Origin of the sequence: Micromonospora sp. DT178 (assembly GCF_049841695.1) — a bacterium.
Lineage (GTDB): Bacteria > Actinomycetota > Actinomycetes > Mycobacteriales > Micromonosporaceae > Micromonospora.
This window is the reverse complement of sequence record NZ_JBNCKV010000003.1, coordinates 347,710-370,206: the sequence shown is the minus strand read 5'-3', so window position 1 is coordinate 370,206 and position 22,497 is coordinate 347,710. Positions and strand designations below refer to the sequence as shown.

Annotated in this window: 18 protein-coding genes and 1 pseudogene; 16 read left to right on the top strand and 3 right to left on the bottom strand. The window is 73.5% G+C overall.

Translation table 11 applies throughout. The features are described 5' to 3' along the window. Positions 1 to 98: 98 nt before the first annotated feature. On the bottom strand, positions 99 to 1,811 hold the full coding sequence (locus ACLQ22_RS08290; RefSeq protein WP_425691713.1) for an alkaline phosphatase D family protein: 1,713 nt from the start codon (positions 1,809 to 1,811) through the stop codon (positions 99 to 101). 150 nt (positions 1,812 to 1,961) lie between these two features. On the opposite strand from ACLQ22_RS08290, the gene ftsY reads away from it, so the two are divergent. From ftsY to ACLQ22_RS08255, 7 genes are all read left to right on the top strand, one after another. Further along, positions 1,962 to 3,149, top strand: a complete 1,188-nt coding sequence (gene ftsY / locus ACLQ22_RS08285) for a signal recognition particle-docking protein FtsY (RefSeq protein WP_425691712.1) — start codon at positions 1,962 to 1,964, stop codon at positions 3,147 to 3,149. 7 nt (positions 3,150 to 3,156) lie between these two features. After that, the gene (locus tag ACLQ22_RS08280; protein ID WP_172896564.1) at positions 3,157 to 4,020 is read left to right on the top strand and encodes an aminoglycoside phosphotransferase family protein; all 864 of its coding nucleotides are present in this window, start codon (positions 3,157 to 3,159) and stop codon (positions 4,018 to 4,020) included. 192 nt (positions 4,021 to 4,212) lie between these two features. Further along, complete coding sequence (locus ACLQ22_RS08275; RefSeq protein WP_425691711.1) at positions 4,213 to 5,661, top strand: ammonium transporter; 1,449 nt, start codon at positions 4,213 to 4,215, stop codon at positions 5,659 to 5,661. A gap of 25 nt (positions 5,662 to 5,686) precedes the next feature. Continuing rightward, positions 5,687 to 6,025: a P-II family nitrogen regulator gene (locus ACLQ22_RS08270; protein WP_176733926.1), complete on the top strand. Its 339-nt coding sequence runs from the start codon at positions 5,687 to 5,689 to the stop codon at positions 6,023 to 6,025. A 16-nt stretch (positions 6,026 to 6,041) separates the two neighbouring features. Beyond that, positions 6,042 to 8,441, top strand: a complete 2,400-nt coding sequence (locus ACLQ22_RS08265) for a [protein-PII] uridylyltransferase (protein ID WP_425691710.1) — start codon at positions 6,042 to 6,044, stop codon at positions 8,439 to 8,441. A gap of 182 nt (positions 8,442 to 8,623) precedes the next feature. Then, entirely contained in the window at positions 8,624 to 10,183 is a 1,560-nt protein-coding gene (gene ffh / locus ACLQ22_RS08260) for a signal recognition particle protein (protein ID WP_089001557.1), read from the top strand. 4 nt (positions 10,184 to 10,187) lie between these two features. After that, positions 10,188 to 10,562: a Uma2 family endonuclease gene (locus ACLQ22_RS08255; protein WP_425691709.1), complete on the top strand. Its 375-nt coding sequence runs from the start codon at positions 10,188 to 10,190 to the stop codon at positions 10,560 to 10,562. A 66-nt stretch (positions 10,563 to 10,628) separates the two neighbouring features. Here the strand turns inward: ACLQ22_RS08255 and ACLQ22_RS08250 are convergent, their stop codons facing one another. Then, complete coding sequence (locus ACLQ22_RS08250; RefSeq protein WP_425691708.1) at positions 10,629 to 14,177, bottom strand: S8 family serine peptidase; 3,549 nt, start codon at positions 14,175 to 14,177, stop codon at positions 10,629 to 10,631. A gap of 323 nt (positions 14,178 to 14,500) precedes the next feature. Here ACLQ22_RS08250 and ACLQ22_RS08245 point away from each other — a divergent pair, with 323 nt between their 5' ends. Continuing rightward, complete coding sequence (locus tag ACLQ22_RS08245; protein WP_425691707.1) at positions 14,501 to 15,580, top strand: amidohydrolase family protein; 1,080 nt, start codon at positions 14,501 to 14,503, stop codon at positions 15,578 to 15,580. Positions 15,581 to 15,675: 95 nt separating this feature from the next. Here ACLQ22_RS08245 and ACLQ22_RS08240 read toward each other — a convergent pair whose 3' ends face one another. After that, entirely contained in the window at positions 15,676 to 16,281 is a 606-nt protein-coding gene (locus tag ACLQ22_RS08240) for a TetR family transcriptional regulator (protein ID WP_366638362.1), read from the bottom strand. Positions 16,282 to 16,384: 103 nt separating this feature from the next. Between ACLQ22_RS08240 and proS the strand changes: the two genes are divergently transcribed. From proS to lepB, 8 genes and pseudogenes are all read left to right on the top strand, one after another. Then, positions 16,385 to 17,791: a proline--tRNA ligase gene (gene proS, locus ACLQ22_RS08235; RefSeq protein ID WP_425691706.1), complete on the top strand. Its 1,407-nt coding sequence runs from the start codon at positions 16,385 to 16,387 to the stop codon at positions 17,789 to 17,791. Between the two features lie 111 nt (positions 17,792 to 17,902). Further along, positions 17,903 to 18,550, top strand: coding sequence for a DUF402 domain-containing protein (locus ACLQ22_RS08230; protein WP_425691705.1), 648 nt, complete (start codon positions 17,903 to 17,905; stop codon positions 18,548 to 18,550). A 272-nt stretch (positions 18,551 to 18,822) separates the two neighbouring features. Further along, positions 18,823 to 19,290: a 30S ribosomal protein S16 gene (gene rpsP / locus ACLQ22_RS08225; RefSeq protein WP_311410948.1), complete on the top strand. Its 468-nt coding sequence runs from the start codon at positions 18,823 to 18,825 to the stop codon at positions 19,288 to 19,290. Continuing rightward, the gene (locus ACLQ22_RS08220; protein ID WP_172862164.1) at positions 19,265 to 19,525 is read left to right on the top strand and encodes an RNA-binding protein; all 261 of its coding nucleotides are present in this window, start codon (positions 19,265 to 19,267) and stop codon (positions 19,523 to 19,525) included. The genes rpsP and ACLQ22_RS08220 overlap by 26 nt, the downstream gene beginning before the upstream one ends. A gap of 2 nt (positions 19,526 to 19,527) precedes the next feature. Then, positions 19,528 to 20,136 (top strand): ribosome maturation factor RimM, encoded by a 609-nt coding sequence (gene rimM / locus ACLQ22_RS08215; protein WP_425691800.1) that lies wholly within the window; start codon positions 19,528 to 19,530, stop codon positions 20,134 to 20,136. Between the two features lie 20 nt (positions 20,137 to 20,156). Then, a complete protein-coding gene (gene trmD, locus ACLQ22_RS08210; RefSeq protein ID WP_425691704.1) occupies positions 20,157 to 20,930 on the top strand; it encodes a tRNA (guanosine(37)-N1)-methyltransferase TrmD in 774 nt (257 codons plus the stop codon). Positions 20,931 to 21,072: 142 nt separating this feature from the next. Then, a complete protein-coding gene (gene rplS / locus ACLQ22_RS08205; protein WP_091458359.1) occupies positions 21,073 to 21,429 on the top strand; it encodes a 50S ribosomal protein L19 in 357 nt (118 codons plus the stop codon). A gap of 184 nt (positions 21,430 to 21,613) precedes the next feature. Further along, positions 21,614 to 22,488, top strand: a pseudogene (lepB, locus tag ACLQ22_RS08200) (signal peptidase I). Positions 22,489 to 22,497 lie beyond the last annotated feature (9 nt).

Below are 22,497 nucleotides of genomic sequence, written 5' to 3'. Positions count from 1 at the left end.
CCGGCACCTCCGACATCCGGCGAGCGGTTATCGGGGCGCCGCGCCCACCGGTGGCGCTGGCCCGCCCGTCGCGGGCGGGCCGGGCCCCGGCGAGAGGTTCAGCCGCCGGGGGTGAGGCGCTGCCGCATGACCTCGCGCAGGTGCCCGTCGCTGGTGGTGCCCTCGATGGTCACCTCGGCCGTCCGACCGGCGTGCACCAGCGTGGCGACCGCGTTGCCGAAGTACGGCCCGGCCAGCCGCTTCCAGCGCAACGGCGGGCGGCGCACCCCGGCGGTGCGGGCCAGCGCCCGGGTGGCCCCGGCCGGCCCGGACGACCAGCCGAGCTTCATCAGGGGGCGCATCCCGGCGGGCACCTGGTTGTGGATGGGCGAGCAGGTGAGCTGGTGCACCGGGGTGACCACGCTCCGGTCGTCGAACCGCGCCCGCGCCACGTACGAGTGGTGCACGTCGCCGGAGAGCACGCTGATCGACGCCGGTGGCGCGTACGCCGGGCCGGCCCCGACCCGTTCGCCGGGCTCGCCGGGGGTGCCGCTGCCGAGGCGGGCGAAGAGCGCGCCGAGCGCGTCGAAGGAGCGGCGGAACGCGGCCCAGTGCTCCAGGTCCAGCCCTCGGCGCAGCTTCTCCGACAGCCCTGCGACCCAGCGCCGCCGGGAGTCGGCCAGCTTCTCGTTCCAGGCCTCCACGTGGTGGATGCCGGGCGGCAGCAGCCAGGGCAGGGAGGCGCCGACCACGAGGTGGTCGTAGACGCCGTGGGCGCGGTCGAGGAACCACGACCACTCGCCCGGGGGGAGCATCGCCCGCTGGCCGGGCTCCAGCACCCGGCTGCACCGGTTGTCCAGCATGACCAGCCGGGTGCGGCCCAGGTCCAGCGCGTAGCTCCACTGGTACTGCACGGCCCGCCACCGCTCGGTGTCGTGGGCGAGGTCGGCCTCGGTGTCGACCCGCTGCCCGAACTCGCGCAGCACCCCGGTGGCGTCCTCCGCCGCGACGACCTTGGCGTAGACCGGGTCGGCGGCGATCTCGTCGGGGGAGAGGTTGCCCAGGTGCTGGTAGACCCAGTACGAGGCGAGGCCGCTGGCGATCCGCTCCGCCCACCAGGGCTGGTCGCGCATGTCGGCCCGCCAGGGGGCCGAGGTGTTCCAGTCGTCGATGATCTCGTGGTCGTCGAAGATCATCACGCTCGGCACGGTGGAGAACAGCCAGCGGATCTCCGGGTCCCGCCAGGACTCCAGGTAGAGCTTCGTGTACTCGTCGAAGCTGACCACCTGGTCGCCCGGCGCGCCCTTGGGCCGCCGGCGGCGCCGCTTCAGCAGCCGCCGGACCGTGGGGGAGGTCACGTCCGCGTAGACCTGGTCGCCGAGGAGCACCAGCAGGTCGGGCACGTCGGCCGGGTCCGGGTCGGCCATCAGCCGTCGCGCGTACGCGTCGAGGGCGTCCGGGGGCAGCCGCCGGGTGGTGGCGTGCTGGGTGGTCTCGCGGCAGGAGCCGAAGACCAACCGGACCGGCTGGTCGAGGTCGTCGGCCGCCCGGGTGCGGATCACGCTGGGCGGGAACGTGCTCTTCGGCACCGGCCAGGCGACCTCGTCGTCGATCAGCACCTCGTAGGTGGTGGCGCTGTCGGGGGTGAGCCCCTCCACGACGACGAGCGCGTAGTGGTGGTCGTACGCCGAGAAGGTGGGGGCGGTGCCGCCGGCGCCGTCGGCGGTGCGGACGGTGACCACCGCGGGCGCGCTGGTCTCGACCCAGATGGTGGCGCTCGTGCCGACCACCCTGCGGAGCAACGGGCCGATGAGCAGGTGTGCCGCGGGCATGGTCGACCTCCAGATGAGCGGACTTCATCTTTACTACCCGGCCGGCGGTCGCACCACAGCTGGCTGTGACCGAGCCTACCGCCGGCTTCCGTGGGCCCGGTCGGGAGCGGTGGCTGGGACAGCTCCGCCGGCATCTGACAGGATTCCGGCATGACCGAATACCTCCTCATCGCGCTCGCCCTGCTCGGCGTGCTGATCCTTGGCGGCATCGGGCTGGTCGTGCCGCGGCTGCGCCGGCGACCGGAGCCGCCGCTGCCCGAGACGGAGGTCGAGACCCGGGCCGAGGAGGACCTGGCCGGCCCGCCGGTGGAGGCGCCGGAGGCCGAACTGTCCACCGGGATCCTGGTGGAACCGCCGGTCGCCCAGGCCCCGGCCCCGGTGCTGGAGGTCCCCGAGCCGACGGCCGGGCGGCTGGTCCGGCTGCGCTCGCGGCTGTCCCGCTCGCAGAACGCCTTCGGCAAGGGTCTGCTCGGCCTGCTCAGCCGCGACCACCTCGACGAGGACGCCTGGGAGGAGATCGAGGACAGCCTGATCACCGCCGACGTCGGCATCGACGCCACCCGGGAGATCGTCGACCGGCTGCGTGAGCGGACCCGCGTCCTCGGCACCCGCTCCGCGGGCGAGCTGCGTGCCCTGCTCGCCGCCGAGCTGGTCAACGCGCTCGACCCGACCCTGGACCGGTCGCTGCGGACCGCGCCCAAGGAGGGCGTGCCGGCGGTGCTGCTGGTCGTCGGCGTCAACGGCGCGGGCAAGACCACCACCTGCGGCAAGATCGCCCGGGTGCTCGTCGCGGACGGCCGCAGCGTGCTGCTCGGCGCCGCCGACACCTTCCGGGCCGCCGCCGCGGACCAGCTGGAGACCTGGGGCGGGCGGGTCGGCGCGGAGACCGTGCGCGGGCCGGAGGCGGCCGACCCGGCCAGCGTGGCCTTCGACGCCGTCAAGCGGGGCATCGACACCGGCGTCGACACCGTGCTGATCGACACCGCCGGCCGGCTTCAGAACAAGATCGGCCTGATGGACGAGCTGGGCAAGGTCAAGCGGGTGGTGGAGAAGCACGGCCCGATCGACGAGACGCTGCTGATCCTCGACGCCACCACCGGGCAGAACGGGCTGGAGCAGGCCCGCGTCTTCACCGAGGTGGTCAACGTGACCGGCGTCGTGCTCAGCAAGCTCGACGGCACCGCCAAGGGCGGCATCGTGATCGCCGTGCAGCGCAAGCTGGGCATCCCGGTCAAGCTGGTCGGGCTCGGCGAGGGCAAGGACGACCTGGCCCCGTTCGACCCCGCCCAGTTCGTCGACGCGCTGCTCGGTACCGAGCCGCTCGCCCGGGACGCGTAACCTCGCAGTGACGACCGACGATCGCGCCTACGCCGGGTGGCGCGACCCCAGCCACCCGTCGCCGCGCCTCGGGAGACCGTACGTGACTTCGCAGGAGATCCCGCTGCACGGCGGGAACGTCAGCACCGTGGTCCGGGTCGGCGACACGGTCCGGCGCAACGCCGGGCCGTGGACGCCCTCCGTGCACGCCCTGCTGCGCCACCTGGAGTACGTCGGGTTCACCGGCGCACCCCGCGCGCTCGGCATGGACGAGCGCAACCGGGAGGTCCTGTCGTACCTGGAGGGGGAGTGCGGGGAGTACCCGCTGGCCCCGCACTGGGTCACCGACGAGGCGCTGGTGACCGTCGCCACCATGCTCCGCATGTTCCACGACGCCCAGTACGGCTTCGTCCCGCCGCCCGGGGCGGTGTGGCGTTCGTTCGGCCCGCCGCCGCCGGACACCGAGGTGATCTGCCACCACGACGCCGCCCCGCACAACGTCATCTGGCGGCCCGACGGCACCCTCGGGCTGATCGACTTCGACCTCGCCTCGCCCGGCGCCCGGATCTACGACGTGGCGTACGCGGCCTGGACCTGGGTGCCGATCTTCTCCGACCGGGACTCGATCACGCTCGGCTGGAAGCACCCCGACCGGCCGCGCCGGCTGCGCCTCTTCGCCGACGCGTACGGGCTGATCCCGCGGGACCGGCACCGGCTGATCCGGACCATCCGCAAGCGGATCGTGGACCACGTGGAGGGCATCCGCCGGATGGCCGCCGCCGGCGAGCCGGCCTTCGTCCGGATCGTGCACAAGGGGCACCTGCGCCGGCCGATGCGGGACCTGCGGCTGCTCGACTACGAGCGCAACGCCCTGGAGTACGCGCTGCGCTGAGCGGTCGTGCCGTCGGCCGCGCCGGCCGGCGGTGAGGTTCTCTTCACACGTCCGAAACAACCCGTCACCATCCGGAAATCGACGGGTGACGCTGGGGGAAACAGGAGGCGAGCAGGCTTCCGCCCATCCGGCGTACGGGCGACGCTGCCCCGGAAGCCGTGAAGGAGGGAACTTCACCTTTAGGAGGCCAGCGTGCCTGAGGCACCCACGATCGATTCCGGCAACACCGTGTGGTTGCTGGTGTCGACGGCGCTCGTGCTGCTCATGACGCCCGGACTGGCGCTGTTCTACGGCGGCCTCAACCGGTCCAAGGGTGTACTGAACATGATGATGATGAGCTTCTCCGCGATCGGGCTCATCTCTGTCTTGTGGTGGTTCTACGGTTTCAGCATCGCCTTCGGCAGCGATGTCAACGGCCTCTGGGGCGACCCGGGCGCCTATCTCGGCACCAAGACGTTCCTCGCCGAGACCGACCTCTGGGGGGCGACGGCGGAGAACCCGAGCGGCATCGGCGTTCCGCTCTACGTGTTCATGGCCTTCCAGATGGTCTTCGCCGTGATCACCGTCGCGCTGATCAGCGGCGCGGTCTCCGACCGGGCGAAGTTCGCCGGCTGGCTGCTGTTCGCGTTCGGCTGGGCGACGCTTGTCTACTTCCCGGTCGCGCACTGGGTGTGGGGCGGCGGCATCATCGGCGGCGACCTGCACGCGCTCGACTTCGCCGGCGGCACCGCCGTGCACATCAACGCCGGCGCGGCGGCCCTGGCGCTGGCCCTGGTGCTGGGCAAGCGGCTCGGCTGGCCCCGGGAGGGCATGAAGCCGCACAACATCCCGCTCGTCGCGCTCGGCGCCGGGCTGCTCTGGTTCGGCTGGTTCGGCTTCAACGCCGGTTCCGAACTCACCGTCGATTCGGTCGCCGGCCTGGCCTTCATCAACACCCAGCTCGCCACGGCCGCCGCGGTGCTCGGCTGGATCGTCGTCGAGTGGATCAAGGACAAGAAGCCGACGCTGGTCGGCGCCTCGTCCGGCGCCGTCGCCGGCCTGGTCGCCATCACCCCGGCCTGCGGCTTCGTGGCCCCCTGGGCGGCGGTGCTGCTGGGTCTCGTCGCCGGGGCGGTCTGCGCGCTGGCGATCAGCCTCAAGTACAAGCTCGGCTACGACGACTCGCTCGACGTGGTCGGCGTGCACTTCGTCGGCGGCTGGATCGGCTCGCTCTGGCTCGGCCTCTTCGCCACCAACTCGGTCAACGGCGCGATCACCGACGTGATCGGCGCCTCCGACGGGCTCTTCTACGGCGGCGGGGTGACCCAGCTCGGCCGGCAGGCCCTGGCCGGCCTGATCGTCACCGCCTGGTCCTTCGCGGTGGCCTGGGTGCTCGCCTTCGCCATCGAGAAGACGATCGGCTTCCGCCTGCGGGCGGAGGACGAGGTCGGCGGCATCGACATCGCCGAGCACGCCGAGAGCGGCTACGACCTGTCGCCGGCCGCCGGCAGCGGCGGGGGCAGCGCGTTCGCCATGGCCGGGCTGACCGGCGCCAGGCCGGCGACGGAGCCGGCGGCCGCGCCCACCGCGCCCGCCGAGCCGGCCGCGCCCGCCGAGCCGGCCGCGCCCGCCGAGTCCGCCGCCGAGAAGGTCGCCGGTTAACGTTCCTGGGATGGAGGGGTTGGACATGAAGCTGGTGACCGCGGTCATCAAGCCGTACCAGCTGGACGCGGTGAAGGAGGCCCTGCACGCCCTCGGCGTGGCCGGCCTGACCGTCAGCGAGGTCCAGGGCTACGGGCGGCAGAAGGGGCACACCGAGGTCTACCGGGGTGCCGAGTACACGGTCGAGTTCCTGCCCAAGATCCGGGTGGAGGTGCTCACCGACGAGATCGACGTCGACAAGATCGTGGACGCCGTCGTCGGCGCCGCCCGGACCGGCAAGATCGGCGACGGGAAGGTCTGGGTGACCGCCGTCGAGGAGGTCGTCCGGGTCCGCACCGGCGAGCGCGGCCTCGACGCGCTCTGACCGGCCACCCACCGACATGACCTCGTCGACCAGGAAGAACGCATCGGGACGCACCGGCGACGGTGCCGCCGGACTCCTGGTCGACGAGGTCGTCGGCGTCAACGGCGACGTCGGGGAACCGGTGCGGGCCGCGCGGGCCGACGCGTACGACCGGTGGCTGCGCGGGCTGCTGCCGCGGCGGCCCGGGGTGGCGCTGATCGCCGTCGGCGGGCTGGGCCGCCGGCAGTGCGCGCCGCACGGCGACCTCGACCTCGTCCTGCTGCACGCCGGGGTGCCCGGCGTGGACGAACTGGCCGCCTCGGTCTGGTACCCGGTGTGGGACGCCGGACTGCGGCTGGACCACTCCGTACGGACCGTCGCCGAGGCGCTCTCCGTCGCCCAGGACGACGTGAAGGTGGCCCTCGGGCTGCTCGACGCGCGGCTGGTCGCCGGGGACGCCGCGCTCGCGGACACGCTCGTCCGCACCGCCGCCGACCACTGGCGGCGTACCGCCGTGCGGCAACTCCCGGCGCTCCGCGAGATCACCGCCGCCCGCTGGGCCGCCCACGGCGAGCTGGCGTTCCTGCTGGAGGGCGACCTCAAGGAGGCGGCCGGCGGGCTGCGCGACGTCGGCATCCTGCGGGCGATCGCCACCGCCGGCATCACCGACGCGCTGCGCCCCGCCGTCCGCGCCGCGCACCTGCGGCTGCTCGACACCCGCGACGCGCTGCACCGGCAGGTCGGCCGCCGGGTCGACCGGCTGGTCGCCCAGGAACGCGACGGGGTCGCCGCGCTGCTCGGGCTTCGGCACCTCCCGCCGGGCGCGGAAGACGTCGCACAGCTCCCGTCGCGTGCGGGCGACGTCCCGCAGCCCTCGCCGGGCGCGGCCGACATCCCGCGGCGGGCCGTAGTCGCCGCGGGGACCGTCGGCGACGGCGACGCGCTGCTGCGCCGGGTCGCCGGGGACGCCCGGACCGTCAGCCACGCCCTCGACGACGCCTTCCGCGCCGCCGACCGGCTCCGCTCGGGCCGCCGCCGGGGCGCCGACGGGGGTCCGCTGCGCCGACCGGTCGCCCGGGACGTCGTCGAGCACGACGGCGAGCTGGTGCTGGCCCGCACCGCGATCGGGGCGCGCCCCGACCCGAGCCTGTCGCTGCGGGTCGCCGCCGCCGCAGCCGTCACCCGGCTGCCGATCGCCCGGGCCACCTGCGAGTGGCTGGCCGCGTACTGCCCGCCGCTGCCGGCGCCGTGGCCGGCCGAGGCCCGGGCCGCGCTGATCACCCTGCTCGGCGCCGGTCCCGGCCTGGTGCCGGCCTGGGAGACCTGCGACCGGTACGGGCTGATCGAGGGCTGGCTGCCCGAGTGGACCCGGCTGCGCAGCCTCCCGCAGCACAACCCGGTGCACCGGTTCACCCTCGACCGGCACCTCGTGCAGACCGCCTACGAGGCCGGCCGGCACACCCGCGACGTGGACCGCCCCGACCTGCTGCTGCTCGGCGCCCTCCTGCACGACGTCGGCAAGGGGCTCCCCGGCGACCACAGCACCGTCGGGGCGCCGCTGGCCGAGGCGGTGGCCGCCCGGATCGGCCTGCCCGCGCCGGAGGTGGCGCTGATCGGCACGCTGGTCCGGCTGCACCTGCTCCTGCCCGACGTGGCCACCCGGCGGGACCTCGCCGACCCGGTCACCATCGCCGGGGTGGCCGAGCGGGTCGGCGACCCGACCACGCTGGACCTGCTGCACGCCCTGGTGCGGGCCGACGCCGCCGCCACCGGGCCGGCCGCCTGGTCGGACTGGAAGGGCCGGCTGGTCGCCGAGCTGGTCACCCGGGTGCGGACCGCGCTGGACACGGGCGTGCTGCCCGCCCCACCCGCCCCCGATCCGGCCCTGCTGGCGGGGCCCCTGCCGGTCGTACACCTGACGGGGGAGCGGGTGGCCGTGGCCGCGGCGGACCGGCGCGGCCTGCTCGCGACGGTGGCCGGCTGCCTGGCGCTGCACCGGCTGGAGGTGCTCTCCGCCGACGCCTCCACCGTCGACGGCCGGGCCCTGGTCGAGTGCCGGGTGCAGCCCCGGTACGGGCTCGCGCCCGACCCGATCGCCCTCGGCGCCGACCTGCGCCGCGCGGTGAACGGCGACGTCTCGGTCACCCAGCGGCTGCGCGGCCGGGCGCTCGCGGCGCGGTCCGGCGGGGCCGCGCCACGGGTGGTCTGGCACCGTGAGGCGGCCACGGACGCCGTGCTGCTGGAGTTGCGTGCCGCCGACGCGGCGGGCCTGCTCTACCGGGTCGCCTGCGCCCTCGACGAGGCCGGCGCCCAGGTGCGGGCGGCCCGCATCTCGACCCTGGGCGGGGACGTGGTCGACGCCTTCTACCTCGTCGGCGGCTGGCCGGACGACGCCACCCGGGCCCGCCTGGAGGCGGCGGTGCTGGCCGCGGTGTGAGGAGTTGCCTCCTGCCGGTCCGCCGACCCTCGGCGTGCGCGGGCACAGCCGGCGCCGTTCCGCGCCCCGGCTGTGCCCGGCCCGGAGCGGCCCCGCGGCCCGGCCGGCTACCCTAGCGGTGGCCGGACACCTCGCCCGGTCGCCGATGTGCCCGCCGGAACACTGACAAACGGGATGTTCGCGTGTTTGACACCTTGAGTGACCGCCTGTCCGGGATCTTCACCAAGCTCCGCGGCAAGGGTCGGCTCACCGACGCCGACATCGACGCCACCGCGCGCGAGATCCGCCTCGCGCTGCTGGAGGCGGACGTCGCGCTGCCGGTGGTCAAGGGCTTCATCGCCAACGTCAAGGAGCGGGCGCGCGGCTCCGAGGTCTCCCAGGCGCTCAACCCGGCGCAGCAGATCATCAAGATCGTCAACGAGGAGCTGGTCAACGTCCTCGGCGGCGAGGGGCGGCGGCTCCAGTTCGCCAAGCAGCCGCCGACGGTGATCATGCTCGCCGGCCTCCAGGGTTCCGGTAAGACCACCCTCGCCGGCAAGCTGGCCCGCTGGCTCAAGGCCCAGGGCCACCAGCCGTTGCTGGTCGCCGCCGACCTCCAGCGTCCCAACGCCGTCGGGCAGCTCCAGGTGCTCGGTGGCCGCGCCGGCGTCGAGGTGTACGCCCCCGAGCCCGGCAACGGCACCGGCGACCCGGTGCAGGTGGCCCGCGCCTCGATCGAGCACGCGAAGCGGGCCGCCCGGGACATCGTCATCGTCGACACCGCCGGCCGGCTCGGCATCGACGCCGAGATGATGCAGCAGGCCGCCGACATCCGCGACGCGGTCGACCCGGACGAGGTCATCTTCGTCATCGACGCCATGGTCGGCCAGGACGCGGTGCGCACCGCCGAGGCGTTCCGTGACGGCGTGGGCATCACCGGCGTGGTCCTCTCCAAGCTCGACGGCGACGCCCGCGGCGGCGCCGCGCTGTCGGTCCGGGAGGTCACCGGGCAGCCGATCCTCTTCGCCTCCACCGGCGAGAAGCTGGAGGACTTCGACGTCTTCCACCCCGACCGGATGGCCAGCCGGATCCTCGGCATGGGCGACGTCCTCACTCTGATCGAGCAGGCCGAGCAGGCCTTCGACACCGATCAGAAGGAGAAGATGACCGCCAAGCTGATGGGCGGCGAGCAGTTCACCCTGGAGGACTTCCTCGACCAGCTCATCGCGGTCCGGCGGATGGGCCCCATCGCCAACGTGCTGGCCATGATGCCCGGCATGGGGCAGATGAAGGACCAGCTCGCCGAGGTCGACGACAAGCACTTCGACCGGGTCACCGCGATCATCCGGTCGATGACCCCCGCCGAGCGCACCAACCCGAAGATCATCAACGGCTCGCGCCGGGCCCGCATCGCCAACGGCTCCGGCGTCACGGTGATGGACGTCAACCAACTGCTCAACCGCTTCGCCGACGCGCAGAAGATGATGAAGCAGATGGGCGGCATGATGGGGCTGCCGGGCGGCGGCCGGCGCAAGGCGACCAAGTCGCCGAAGAACAAGCGCAAGGGCACCAAGGGCGGCAACCGGCCGCGCGCCGGGGCGGGCGCCGGGATGCCGGGCGGGTTCCCGGGCGGTATGCCGCAGCTCCCGCCGGGCATGGACCCGAACGACCTGGCCGCCGGCCAGGGCCTCCCGCCGGGCTTCAAGCTGCCGAAGATCGACTTCAACAAGCTCGGCAAGGGCGGCGACGGCCGGCCCCGCTGAGGCGGTGTCGCTCATCGACCGCCGCAACGAGCCGCGCCCCGACGTGGTCGCCATCCGCCGCGAGCACGCCGACCGCTCGCCCGTCCCCGTCGAGGACGCGCTGCTGGCCGTCGAGGTCCTCTCGCCGACCTCGACGTTCCGTGACCTCTACGACAAGGCGAAGGTCTACGCGCACGCCGGGGTGCGGACGTACTGGGTGGTCGACCCGCTGCACGAGCGGATGACCCTGACGGAGTACACGCTCGGCCCCACCGGCGAGTACGAGGTGCTGACCCACACCGAGGACCTCTTCGTCACCGAGCGGCCCTGGAAGGTCTCCGTCGACCTGCCCGCGCTGACGACACGGCGGGCCGGGCTGCTGGCGCGCGACGAGGGCTGAGCGCCCCGCGGTCCACACGGGCGGGGCCCGGCCGTCACCGGCCGGGCCCCGTTTCTCGTACGACCGTCAGGACAGCAGGTCCGGCCGGTCGGTGACGCGCAGCGCGTTCACGATCGGCACGCTGTAGCCCTTGTGCGTCACGAACCGCACGTTGAGCTGGCCGTCGATCACCCGCACCGTGTACGTCCGGCTCAGCGCGGCGTAGCTGCCGACCTCACCGGCCACGTCCAGCGACGGCAGCACCTCCTGGCCCTCGATCAGCACGTCGAAGACCCGGCGGTCCGGGTACTGCCGCTTCACCTCGGCGAAGTCCAGCTCCACGGTGTAGTGGCCGTCCGCGAGACCGTCGACGCGGTACTCGTACATCCCCTCCCGCTGGCTGGCGAAGCGGGCCGGGTCGTTGGTGCCGGTGATCGGGGTGCTGGTCGTCCGGCGGCTGGAAGTGCCGAGGTAGCCGGCGCCGCCGGCGGTCCAGGCCCGGTCCGGCGACCAGGTCTGGCCCTCGACGTCGGCCCGGGCCGACGTCGCGCCGGCGTCGATCGCCAGGGTGGTGCGCGGCACCACCAGGGTGACCGGGACGTCCAGGACGGGCTGGCGTCCGCTGGCCGAGGAGATCCGCAGCTTGGCCTGGTGGAAGCTGCCGGGGGCCAGGCCGGCGGTGCTGGTCGCCACGCCGACGGTGTGCCGGCCGCCGCTGCCCAGGGTGACGGTGGCACCCGACAGGCCGAGCCAGCTGATGTCCTGCGGCGTGCCGTCGGAGTTCAGCTCGGTGACCGTGACGTCGGTGCCGAGCACCCCCGTGTTGCTGAGGGTGATCTGTCGGCTCCGGGTCTGCTCGGCCCCCGACACGACGGTCAGCTCGCTCGTCGGGGTGCCGACGCGTGCGGTACGCAGCGCCGCCGAACGGACCTCGGCCGCGCCGGCCTGCACCGCCACCGAGCCCGACGCCGCCTCGTAGTGCTGCTTGTCGATGGTGAACTCGACCGTGCCGACGGGGGCCTGGATCAGGTACGTGCCGTCGGCCTCCGTGGTCTGGCTGGCCGTCGCGTCGTCCACCCGGGCGGTCACGGTGGCCCCGGCGACCGGACGCCCGTCGTTGGCGTCGGTGACCACACCGGAGAGCACTCCGCTGCGGGTGGTGCGGAACGTGATCGCCGTGCCGTCGGCGACCGCCTGGGCGTTGTACGAGTACTCGAAGCCGACGGTGCCGTCGACGTTCTCCAGGCCGATCGACGCGCCGGTGCCGGTCTCCGCGCCGTCGCCGTCGATGTCGGCGTACCGGTAGGTGATCGAGCCGTCCTCACCGATGGCGGCGCTGAAGGTCAGCCGCATCGACCGGTCGGCGAAGATCGACACGTTGCGCCACTCCACCACGAAGGTGCGGCGCGGCGCGGCACCCGTGACGGCCGTGTAGACCCCCGAGTCCTCCTCCACGTAGAGGTCGTCCCAGAACGGGAAGAGCGCGAGGTCGGGGTTGGTGGTGTTCGGCAGGGCGGTGTTGAGGCGGCTGGTCGACGAGGTGCCGAAGCCGAGCACGCCGTTGGTGCTCACCCACGCCTGCCGGTAGGAGTTGCCGTAGAGCGGGACCCGGAAGGGCAGCGTGACGGGGACGGACTTGTTGTCACCGGTCAACGTCTCCAGCAGCTGGGTGCCGGCGACGAACGAGCCTCCGGCCGGGCCGCAGGCGTACCCGAAGGAGTCGACCCGGTCGGGCAGGGTGACGTCCAGGACGGTGTCCGCGCCGACCTGCGCCGGCCTGGTCACCTCGTCCGAGCAGCGGTACGTGTGCGCGAAGCGGACGTCGTACGTGCCGTGCGGCACGGTCACGGAGTAGCGGCCGTCGGCGTCGGCGGTGGCGGTGAGCGGGGTGCCGAGGACGGCGACGGTGGCGCCGCCGGCCGTGCCGTTCGAGGTGCGCACCGTGCCGCTGAGCGTGGCCGAGGGGGCCGCCTCGAGGGCGACGTCCGCGTCGGCCGTCTGGTTCTCGGTGATCGTCACTGAGGTCGTTCCCGTGGTGTAGCCGAACTTGCTCACCGAGACCGTGTAGCTGCCCACCATCAGCCGATCGAGCGCGTACGAGCCGTCGGCGCCGGTGCTGGTGACGCGGGTCATCGGGCCGGTGACCGTCACGTCCGCCCCGGCCAGCGCGTTGCCGCCGGAGGTGACCCGACCGCCCAGCGCGCCGAGGGCGCCCCGGGGGGTGGCGTCGACCGCCGCGTACGCGTCGAGCCGGCCCTCGCCGAAGACGTTGTTGTCGTCGACGGTACCGCCGCAGGTGAGCGCGTCGACGTCGATCGCGGTGTCGTCGAGGATGCGCTTGGTCTCGGCGACGTCACCCTGTAGGGCCGGCGAGGCCGACCACATCAGGGCCACGGTCGCCGCGGTGTGCGGGGAGGCCATCGAGGTGCCGCTGAGCGCCGAGTAGCCGCCCGGCACCGAGGAGCGGACGTTGGCGCCCGGCGCGGCGATGTTCGGCTTGATGTCGCCGTTCTCGCCGGTGCCGCGGCTGGAGAAGCTGGCGATCGCGTTGTTCACGTCGAACGCGCCGGAGCTGTAGCTGATCGTGTAGGACCCGGGGCTGCCCGAGGTGTTGCAGCTCGGGCCGCTGTTGCCGTTGGAGAAGGCCGGGAAGATGCCGGCGGCCACCCACGACGAGACGATCTCGGTGTACCACGGGTCGTACGCGCTGGAGCCCCAGGAGTTGTTCACGACATCCGGGGCGAGGTCGGGGCGCGGGTTGGCGCCGTTGAGGTCGGTGGGGGCGACGATCCACTGGCCGGAGGCGAGCAGCGACGCTCGCGAGCAGCCGCTGGTCTCGCAGCCCTTGGCGGCGATCCACCGGGCGCCCGGGGCCACGCCGATCACGTTGGCGCCGTCCGAGCCGACCATCGTGCCCATGGTGTGCGTGCCGTGGTTGTTGTTGTCGCACGGGGCGTTGGTGGGGCAGATGTCGGCCGGGTCGAACCAGTTGTAGTTGTGGTCGAGGGTGCCGTCACCGTTGCGCCCCCGGTAGCTGGCCGCCACGGCGGGGTGGGTGACGTCGACGCCGCTGTCGATGTTGGCGACCACGATGCCCTCGCCGCGTACGTTCAGCTCGTTCCAGACCCGCGGCGCGTTGATCCGGTCGATGTTCCACTCGGTGGCGTTGGTGGTGGGGACGGTCTCGCCGGGCAGTGGCTTCGGGATCTCGACCGGGTCGTCGGCGAGGATCTCGGCCACGTCGGTGCGCACGGCGAGGTCACCGAGCAACTCGGCGTCGCCGGTCACCCTGATCGCGTTGACCAGCCAGAACGGGGTGAACTCCGCGCCCTCGCGGGCCAGCATGGCGCGCAGGCCGGCCTGGCTGCGCTCGGCGTGGGCGGTCTTGGTGCGGTGGACGTGGGCGGCCTTCTCCGTCTTGCCGCGCAGGCTGGCCGCGCCGGACAGGTCGGCCTTGCTGTCCAGGAAGACCCAGTAGCTGGCCCTGCCCTCGCGGGCGAGCCGGGTGGTGACCTTCCTGTCGACCTTCGCGGCCACCGCCCTGACCTTCGTGTCGGCGGAGTCCGGTGCGGCGGCGGCTGGCGCCGCGGCGCCGATCGGCAGGGTGAGGCCGACCGCCAGGCCGACCGCGGCCATTCGCCATCGTCGTGGTGACACTGTCCCGACGCTCCTTTTGGGGTGAGGCGACACTGTGGACGCCCGTGTCCGGGCGCCTGGGAGCATCCTGGTGACGAAGGATCTCTTCATCAAGACATGCGTAAATAAAGAAATCTGTCAATCGACTGTTCGTGTCAGCCGGTGGCGGCAGGGACACGCAGTGGAGTCGAGGGCGACCGCGCCGAGTGGGGCCGGGCGCGGCCGGCGGACCGGCGCAGTCGCTGCACCCGGGCGTCCCCGGCCCGTGTCGACCGGGAAGAATGGCGGGCGGACCGCTCCCTTTGCGCGCAGACGGAGGACGCATGGCCTGGCACGTACGCGGCGTGGTGCTGCCCGACGACGAGGTCCGTGACCTGTGGCTGGTCGGCGACCGGGTGACCTTCACCCCGGTCCCCGGCGCGGAGACCATCGTCGACGGCGGCTTCGTGCTGCCCGGCCTGATCGACGCGCACTGCCACATCGGCATCGCCCGGGGCGGGGCGCCGATCACCTCGCTCGACCAGGCCCGCGAGCTGGCCCGCACCGACCGGGACGCAGGGGTCCTCGCGATCCGCGACGCCGGGTCGCCGTACCCGTACCCGGAGCTGGACGACGAGCCCGACCTGCCGCGGCTGGCCCGGGCCGGCCGGCACGTCGCGCCGCCGAAGCGCTACCTGCGTGACATCGGCGTGGAGGTCGGCGCGGCGGAGGTGGCGGCGACGGTCGCGGCGCAGGCGCGCGCCGGCAACGGCTGGGTGAAGCTGGTCGGCGACTGGATCGACCGGGGCGTCGGCGACCTCGCCCCGGCGTGGGACGCCGACACCATGACCGCCGCCGTCCGGGCCGCGCACGCCGCCGGGGTGCGCGCCGCCGTGCACACCTTCTCCGAGTCGGCCGTCGAGATCATGGTGCGCGCCGGGGTGGACTCGGTGGAGCACGGCACGGGGCTGAGCCTGGACCTGATCGACGAGATGGCCCGGCGGGGCACCGCCCTCATCCCCACGATGATCAACATTCGGACCTTCGGCGGGATCGCCGAGCAGGCGCGGGCCAAGTTCCCCGGCTACGCCGACCACATGCTCGCCCTGCGCGACCGCTTCCCCGAGGTGGTGCGCTCGGCGTACGAGGCCGGGGTCCCGATCTACGTCGGCACCGACGCGGGCGGCGGCATCGACCACGGCCTCGCCGCGGAGGAGATGCTGCTGCTGCACGAGCAGGCCGGCATGTCCACCACCGACGTGCTCGCCGCCGCGTCCTGGCGGGCCCGCGAGTGGCTCGGCTTCCCCGGGCTGGTCGAGGGCGGCCTGGCGGACCTCGTCGTCTATCCCGAGGACCCGCGCGCCGACCTGCGCGCCGTGCGCAGCCCCGCCCGCATCGTGCTGCGCGGTCGCGTCGTCCGCTGACCCGCCGCGCCCGGGCCGCCGGGGGAGATGCTCCCGGGACGGCCGGCGGCGCTCCCGGCCGGCGGTGCGGCGCTGCGCCCCGGGGCGGCGCTTAGTCAGCCGGAGTGGGCGCCCTGGGTGACCGCGTGCAGGAGCAGGTACACCGCCAGGTCGGCGAGGGCGGCGGCGGTCTGCGCGACGGGGGCGCCGGGCAGGACGATGTGGCTGATCACCAACCGGACGACCGAGTCCGTGGCGAACGCGACGGCGTTCCGGTCGGCGCCCGGCAGCACCTCGTCGGCCCACTCCAGCAGCACCTCGGTGGCCTCGGTCAGGACCAGCTCCGACCGGGTGGTGAGGTAGGGCAGCAGGTCGTCCGAGCCGCCCCGGGAGCTGGTCAGGACGGCCTTGATCAGCGGGTCGTCGACCGCCTGCGTGAGGGTGTGCGAGATGGTGGCGTGCGCGGCGGCGCGCACGTCGTCGCCGTGTGCGCGCAGCAGGGTGCGTACGTCGCCGACGAACCGGTCGACCTCCCGCCGGGCGAGCGCCTCCGCCAGCCCCGCCTTGGTGCCGAACTCGTTGTAGACCGTCTGCCGGCTGACCCCCGCCGCGCGCGCGACGGCGCCCATCCGGACGCCGTCCCAGCCGGTCGCGATGGTCAACGCCCGGGCGGCCTCGACGATCGCCTCCCGGGAACGGGTGCCGTCCCTCACCTCACCCATGGTGGTCGAATCCTAGCCCGGCCGCACCGGCCGGCACGGCGGAGACCGGCGACGTCGCGCCCGATGGCGTCGTCCCTTCGGCCGACGCATAGGATGTGCGGTCATGGCACGCGTGCTCACTCCCCGTGCGGAGGACTTTCCCCGCTGGTACCAGGACCTGATCGCCAAGGCGAAGCTGGCCGACAACGGCCCGGTCCGGGGGACCATGGTCATCCGCCCGGCCGGCTACGCCATCTGGGAGCGGATGCAGGCCGAGATGGACGCCCGGATCAAGGCGGCGGGCGCGGAGAACGCGTACTTCCCGCTCTTCATCCCGGAGAGCTACCTCAAGCGTGAGGCCGAGCACGTCGAGGGCTTCTCGCCGGAACTCGCGGTGGTCACCCACGGCGGCGGCAAGCAGCTCGCCGAGCCGGTGGTGGTGCGCCCCACCAGCGAGACCGTCATCGGCGAGTTCATGGCCAAGTGGATCGACTCCTACCGGGACCTGCCGCTGCTGCTCAACCAGTGGGCCAACGTGGTCCGCTGGGAGCTGCGCCCCCGGATCTTCCTGCGCACCAGCGAGTTCCTCTGGCAGGAGGGGCACACCGCGCACGCGACCCGCGACGACGCCCGCGCCTACGCCCGCCGGATCCTGCACGAGGCGTACGAGGACCTGATGGTCAACGTGCTCGGCATCCCGGTGGTCGTCGGCCTCAAGACGGCCCGCGAGCGCTTCGCCGGCGCCACCGCCACCTACACCTGCGAAGGCATGATGGGCGACGGGAAGGCCCTCCAGCTCGGCACCAGCCACGAGCTGGGGCAGAACTTCGCCAAGGCCTTCGACATCAGCTACTCGTCGGCCGAGGGCGGGCGGGAGCACGCCTGGACGACCTCCTGGGGCACCTCCACCCGGATGCTCGGCGGCCTGATCATGTGCCACGGCGACGACAACGGCCTGCGGGTGCCGCCGAAGCTGGCGCCCGTGCAGGCGTACGTCATGGTGGTCAAGGACGGCGAGGGCGTCGGTGAGGCGGCGGCCAAGCTGCGCGACGCGCTGCGCGACGCCGGGGTCCGGGTCGCGCTCGACGACCGCGTCGACACCCCGTTCGGCCGCCGGGCCGTCGACGCCGAGCTGCGCGGCTATCCGGTACGCGTCGAGGTCGGCCCCCGCGACCTCGCCGCCGGCAACGCGGTCGTGGTCCGGCGTACGGACGGTTCGAAGTCCCCGACGCCGGTGGCCGACGTGGTGACCGCCGTGCTGGCCGCCCTCGACGCCGACCAGCGGGCCCTGCACGACCAGGCGCTGGCCCACCGGAAGTCCCGCACCGTTGAGGTGTCGACCCTCGCCGAGGCGATCGAGGCGGCGGCCACCGGCTGGGCCATGGTGCCGTGGTCGGCGGTCGGCGTGCAGGGCGAGGCGGAGGCGAACGGCCAGGGCGTCACGGTGCGCTGTCTGCTGCGCGCCGACGGCTCGGTGCCCGACTCCGAGGACGAGCCCGACCTGGTCGCCATCCTGGCCCGCGCCTACTGACCGACCCGTACGCCGCACGGCCGGTCCCGCCTCGCGGGGCCGGCCGTCCGCGTCCCGGCACCCGGCGGGTCGACGGGCCGGGAGCCCGCCGTGCGCCGGTAGGGTCGGTGTGTGAGATTCGAAGCTGGGCGGCTGATCGTGCACCGCAACGTGCGCCGGGGACGGATCGGCTGGGTACGCACCGCGCGGGTGGTCAGCGACGACGACCGGGGCCTGCTGCTCTGGGTGGCCCGCGACTCCCCGGTCGCGAGCGAGGTCACCGAGGCCGGGCTGGGCATGCGGGCGGTGCCGTTCACCGAGTGGATCTCCTCGTCGTACCGGCTGGCCACCGGCCGCTGGGACGGCCCCTCCGTGCTCAAGTTCCTGCCCGCCGGGGCGGCCCACTCCGTGTGGTGGTTCCGCGACGCGCACGACCGCTTCGCCACCTGGTACGTCAACCTGGAGGAGCCCGGGGTGCGCTGGGACGACGGCACGCTCGCCGGCGTCGACATGGTGGACCAGGACCTCGACGTGGTCGTCCGCCCCGACCGGGGCTGGGAGTGGAAGGACGAGGGGGAGTTCGTCGAGCGGCTGGCCTTCCCCGACCACTACTGGGTGCCCGACCCGGACGCGGTCCGGGCCGAGGGGAAGCGGGTGATCGCACTGGCCGAGGCGGGGGAGTTCCCGTTCGACGGCACCTGGTGCGACTTCACCCCGCCGCTCGACTGGATCGTCCCCGACGAGTTGCCGCCCGGCTGGGACCGCCCCCCGGTGCGCTGACCCCGCCGCGCGCGCACGCGGACCGGCCGCCGCCGGTGTGCTTTCCGTCACTTCTGCCACCCGGCGGGTGACCCGGGGCGGTCCGGTGTGAGCGATCCGCTCCCGATCTGGCAGAATGGCTGGCTGGTATCCGGCGCGTGTCCGGCGCCCTCTAACCCGGGCACGTCGCCAGTCCACCGAGCAGTCTCCGGCCCAACCCCACTGTGCCGGTCGACACTCACCCGTGCACCGCCCGTTCGGGCAGGTGAGATCGCAACAGGAGCGAAACAACTGTGGCCGTAAAGATCCGGCTCCTGCGGATGGGCAAGATCCGCAACCCGCAGTACCGCATCGTCATCGCCGACTCGCGCACCAAGCGCGACGGCCGGGCGATCGAGTTCGTCGGGGTCTACCAGCCGAAGGAAGACCCTTCGGTGATCGAGGTCAAGTCGGAGCGGGTCCAGTACTGGCTGTCCGTCGGCGCCCAGCCGAGCGAGGCGGTGCAGCGGCTGCTGGAGCTGACCGGTGACTGGCAGAAGTTCAAGGGCCTGCCGGCCCCGCCGCCGCTGAAGGTCGCCCCGGAGCGGGTCGACCGCACCGCGGCGTACGAGGCCGAGGCGAAGGCCGCCGCCGGGCTGGCCGAGGCGCCGGCGAAGCCGGCCAAGAAGGCCGCCAAGGCCGAGGCTCCGGCCGAGGCGCCGAAGACCGAGGCTCCGGCCGAGGCCCCGGCTGCCGCTGCCGACGCCGGTGAGCAGGCCTGACATGCCTCTGCGTCCGGCGTTGGAGCACCTGGTCAAGGGCATCGTCGACCACCCCGATGACGTACGCGTCCGGATGGTCGACTCCCGTCGGGGCAAGCGGCTGGAAGTCCGCGTGCACCCGGAGGACCTCGGCACGGTGATCGGGCGGTCCGGCCGGACCGCCAAGGCGCTGCGCCAGGTGATCGGCTCCATCGGCGGGCGCGGCGTGCGCGTCGACATCGTCGACTCGTACTGATGCTGCTCGTCGTCGGCAGGGTCGGCAAGCCGCACGGCATCCGCGGTGAGGTCACCGTGGAGGTGCGCACCGACGAGCCCGAAGCGCGGTTCGCCCCCGGGATGGTGCTGCGCACCATGCCGGGGGCGACGCCCCCGGCTGTGTCCAGCAATCGGGCGCCGCGCACCGAGGTCGGGGCGACGCCTCAGCCGTCCCTGGCCGCGCCCGAGCAGGGGGCGGTCTTCCGGGTGCCCGCCGAGCTGGTCGTGGAGTCCGCCCGCTGGCACCAGGGGCGGATGCTTGTCGCGTTCGAGGGCATTCTCGACCGGGACGTCGCCGAGGCGCTGCGCGGCACGCTGGTCGCCGTCGACAGCGCCGACGTCGCCCCGCCGGAGGACCCGGAGGAGTTCCACGACCACCAGCTCGTCGGGCTGGCCGTGGTCACCCCGGCCGGCGAGCGGCTGGGCGAGGTGGCCCGGATCGACCACGCCCCCGCGTCCGACCTGCTGGTGCTGCGCCGTTCCGAGGGCGGCACCGCGCTCATCCCGTTCGTCAAGGCGATCGTCCCCGAGGTTGACCTCGCCGGCGGTCGCGTCGTCGTCGACCCGCCCGCCGGTCTGCTCGATCTGTAGAACCGCTGGAGCACCCCCGCATGCGCGTCGACATCGTGTCGATCTTCCCGGAGTACTTCGCCCCGCTGGACCTGTCGTTGATCGGCCGGGCGCGGGCGAACGGCACGCTGCGGCTGGCCGTACACGATCTGCGGATCTGGACCCACGACGTGCACCGCACGGTCGACGACACGCCCTACGGCGGCGGGCCCGGCATGGTGATGCGGCCGGAGCCGTGGGGCGAGGCGCTCGACGCCCTCGCCCCGGCGGAGGTGACCCCGCCCCGGCTGGTGGTGCCGGCCCCGACCGGCGCCCCCTTCACCCAGGCGATGGCGCACGAGTTGGCCGCCGAGCCGCACCTGCTCTTCGCCTGCGGCCGGTACGAGGGCATCGACCAGCGGGTGCTCGACCACGCCGCGACCCGGATGCCGGTGACCGAGGTCTCCCTCGGCGACTACGTCCTCTTCGGCGGTGAGGTGGCCGTGCTGGTGATCCTGGAGGCGGTCACCCGGCTGCTGCCCGGCGTGCTCGGCAACGCGGGCTCGCTGGCCGAGGAGTCGCACGCCCACGGGCTGCTGGAGGCCCCCATGTACACGAAGCCGGCGACCTGGCGGGGGCTGGAGGTGCCGGAGGTGCTCCGCTCCGGCGACCACGGCAGGATCGCCCGCTGGCGGCGGGACGAGGCGCTGACCCGCACCGCGACGCGTCGTCCCGACATGCTCGCCGCGCTGGACCCGCACCACCTGGACAAACGGGACGTCGCCGCGCTGGACCGGGCCGGATTTCAGGTGCCGCCGGGGGATGTGGCAAAGTAGGGGGGTTGCCGCAACCGGCCGCGCCGCGGCCGGCTGCGAGGATCCTCGACCGGGGTCGGGTCACCGACCGCCACCCGGGGATCAGAATCACCCACCCGCGCACCGATTGACGGTGCGCCGTGAGCCTCACGAGGACGCAGCGATGAACATCCTGGACGCCCTTGACGCCCAGTCGAAGCGTACCGACCTCCCCGACTTCCGTGCCGGTGACACCGTCAAGGTGCACGCCCGGGTCGTCGAGGGCAACCGGTCCCGTGTCCAGATCTTCCAGGGCGTCGTCATCCGCCGCCAGGGTGACGGTCTGCGCGAGACCTTCTCGGTCCGCAAGATCAGCTTCGGTGTCGGTGTCGAGCGCACCTACCCGATCAACAGCCCGGCGATCGACCGGATCGAGATCGTGACCCGCGGTGACGTCCGTCGCGCCAAGCTCTACTACCTGCGCGAGCTGCGGGGCAAGAAGGCCAAGATCAAGGAGAAGCGCGAGAAGCAGCCCAGCTGACCTCGCGCTCGCCACGCCGCCCGAGCTGCGCGTATGTCGTACCGACCGGAGCGCACTACCCTGGTCGCTACGGGCGCAGCCGGGCGACGTCCCGCCACGACGGCGGAGCGACGACCACTACCGCCCGGGGAGCCCCGACAGGGTTCCCGGGCGGTAGTGTCATTTCTGCTGACCGGAGAGTGGCGTGGTGCAGACGCTTGACGAGGACGGCGCCGTCGACCCCTGGCGCCGTCGGGCCCGCCGGCCCCGCCGTCAGATGCCCCTCTGGCAGGAGCTGCCGCTGCTGCTCGTCGTCGCGTTCTGCCTCGCGGTGCTGATCCGCACCTTCCTGCTCCAGGCGTTCTTCATCCCCTCCGGCTCGATGGAGGACACCCTCCTCGTCGGCGACCGGGTCCTGGTCAACAAGGTCGTCTACGACGTACGCGACCCGGTGCGGGGCGAGGTGGTCGTCTTCCGGGGCACCGACCGGTGGGCGCCGCAGGTCGCCGAGGAACCGGAGCCCGGGTTCGCGGGGAAGCTCAGCCGGACCGTCGGCGACCTGGTCGGCGTCAGCCGCCCCGGCGAGAAGGACTTCATCAAGCGGGTCATCGGCCTGCCCGGCGACCGGGTGAAGTGCTGCGACGCCGAGGGGCGGGTGCTGGTCAACGGCACGCCGCTCGACGAGTCGGCGTACGTCCTGCGGGACTCGCCGCTCGACATCCCGCCCAACCCCCGCGAGTGCCGGTCCCGGCGCTTCGAGGAGGTCGTGGTCCCGCCCGGGCAGATCTTCGTCATGGGCGACCACCGCATGGTCTCCCAGGACGCCCGTTGCCAGGGCCCGGTGCCGATCGAGAACGTGGTGGGCCGGGCGTTCACCGTGGTCTGGCCGTCGTCGCGCTGGAGCGCCCTGTCGGTGCCCGCGACCTTCGACGACGTCGCCGACCCGCCGGCCGCCTCCACCGGCGCGCCGCCCCCGGTCCGTCCCACGCCGGCCGGTGGTGTGGTGCTGCTCGTCCCGGTCGCTGCCGCGCTCGCCGTTCTCGCGCGTTCCGGACGGTGGCGTCCGGTCGGGCAACGTAGGCTCTTGCC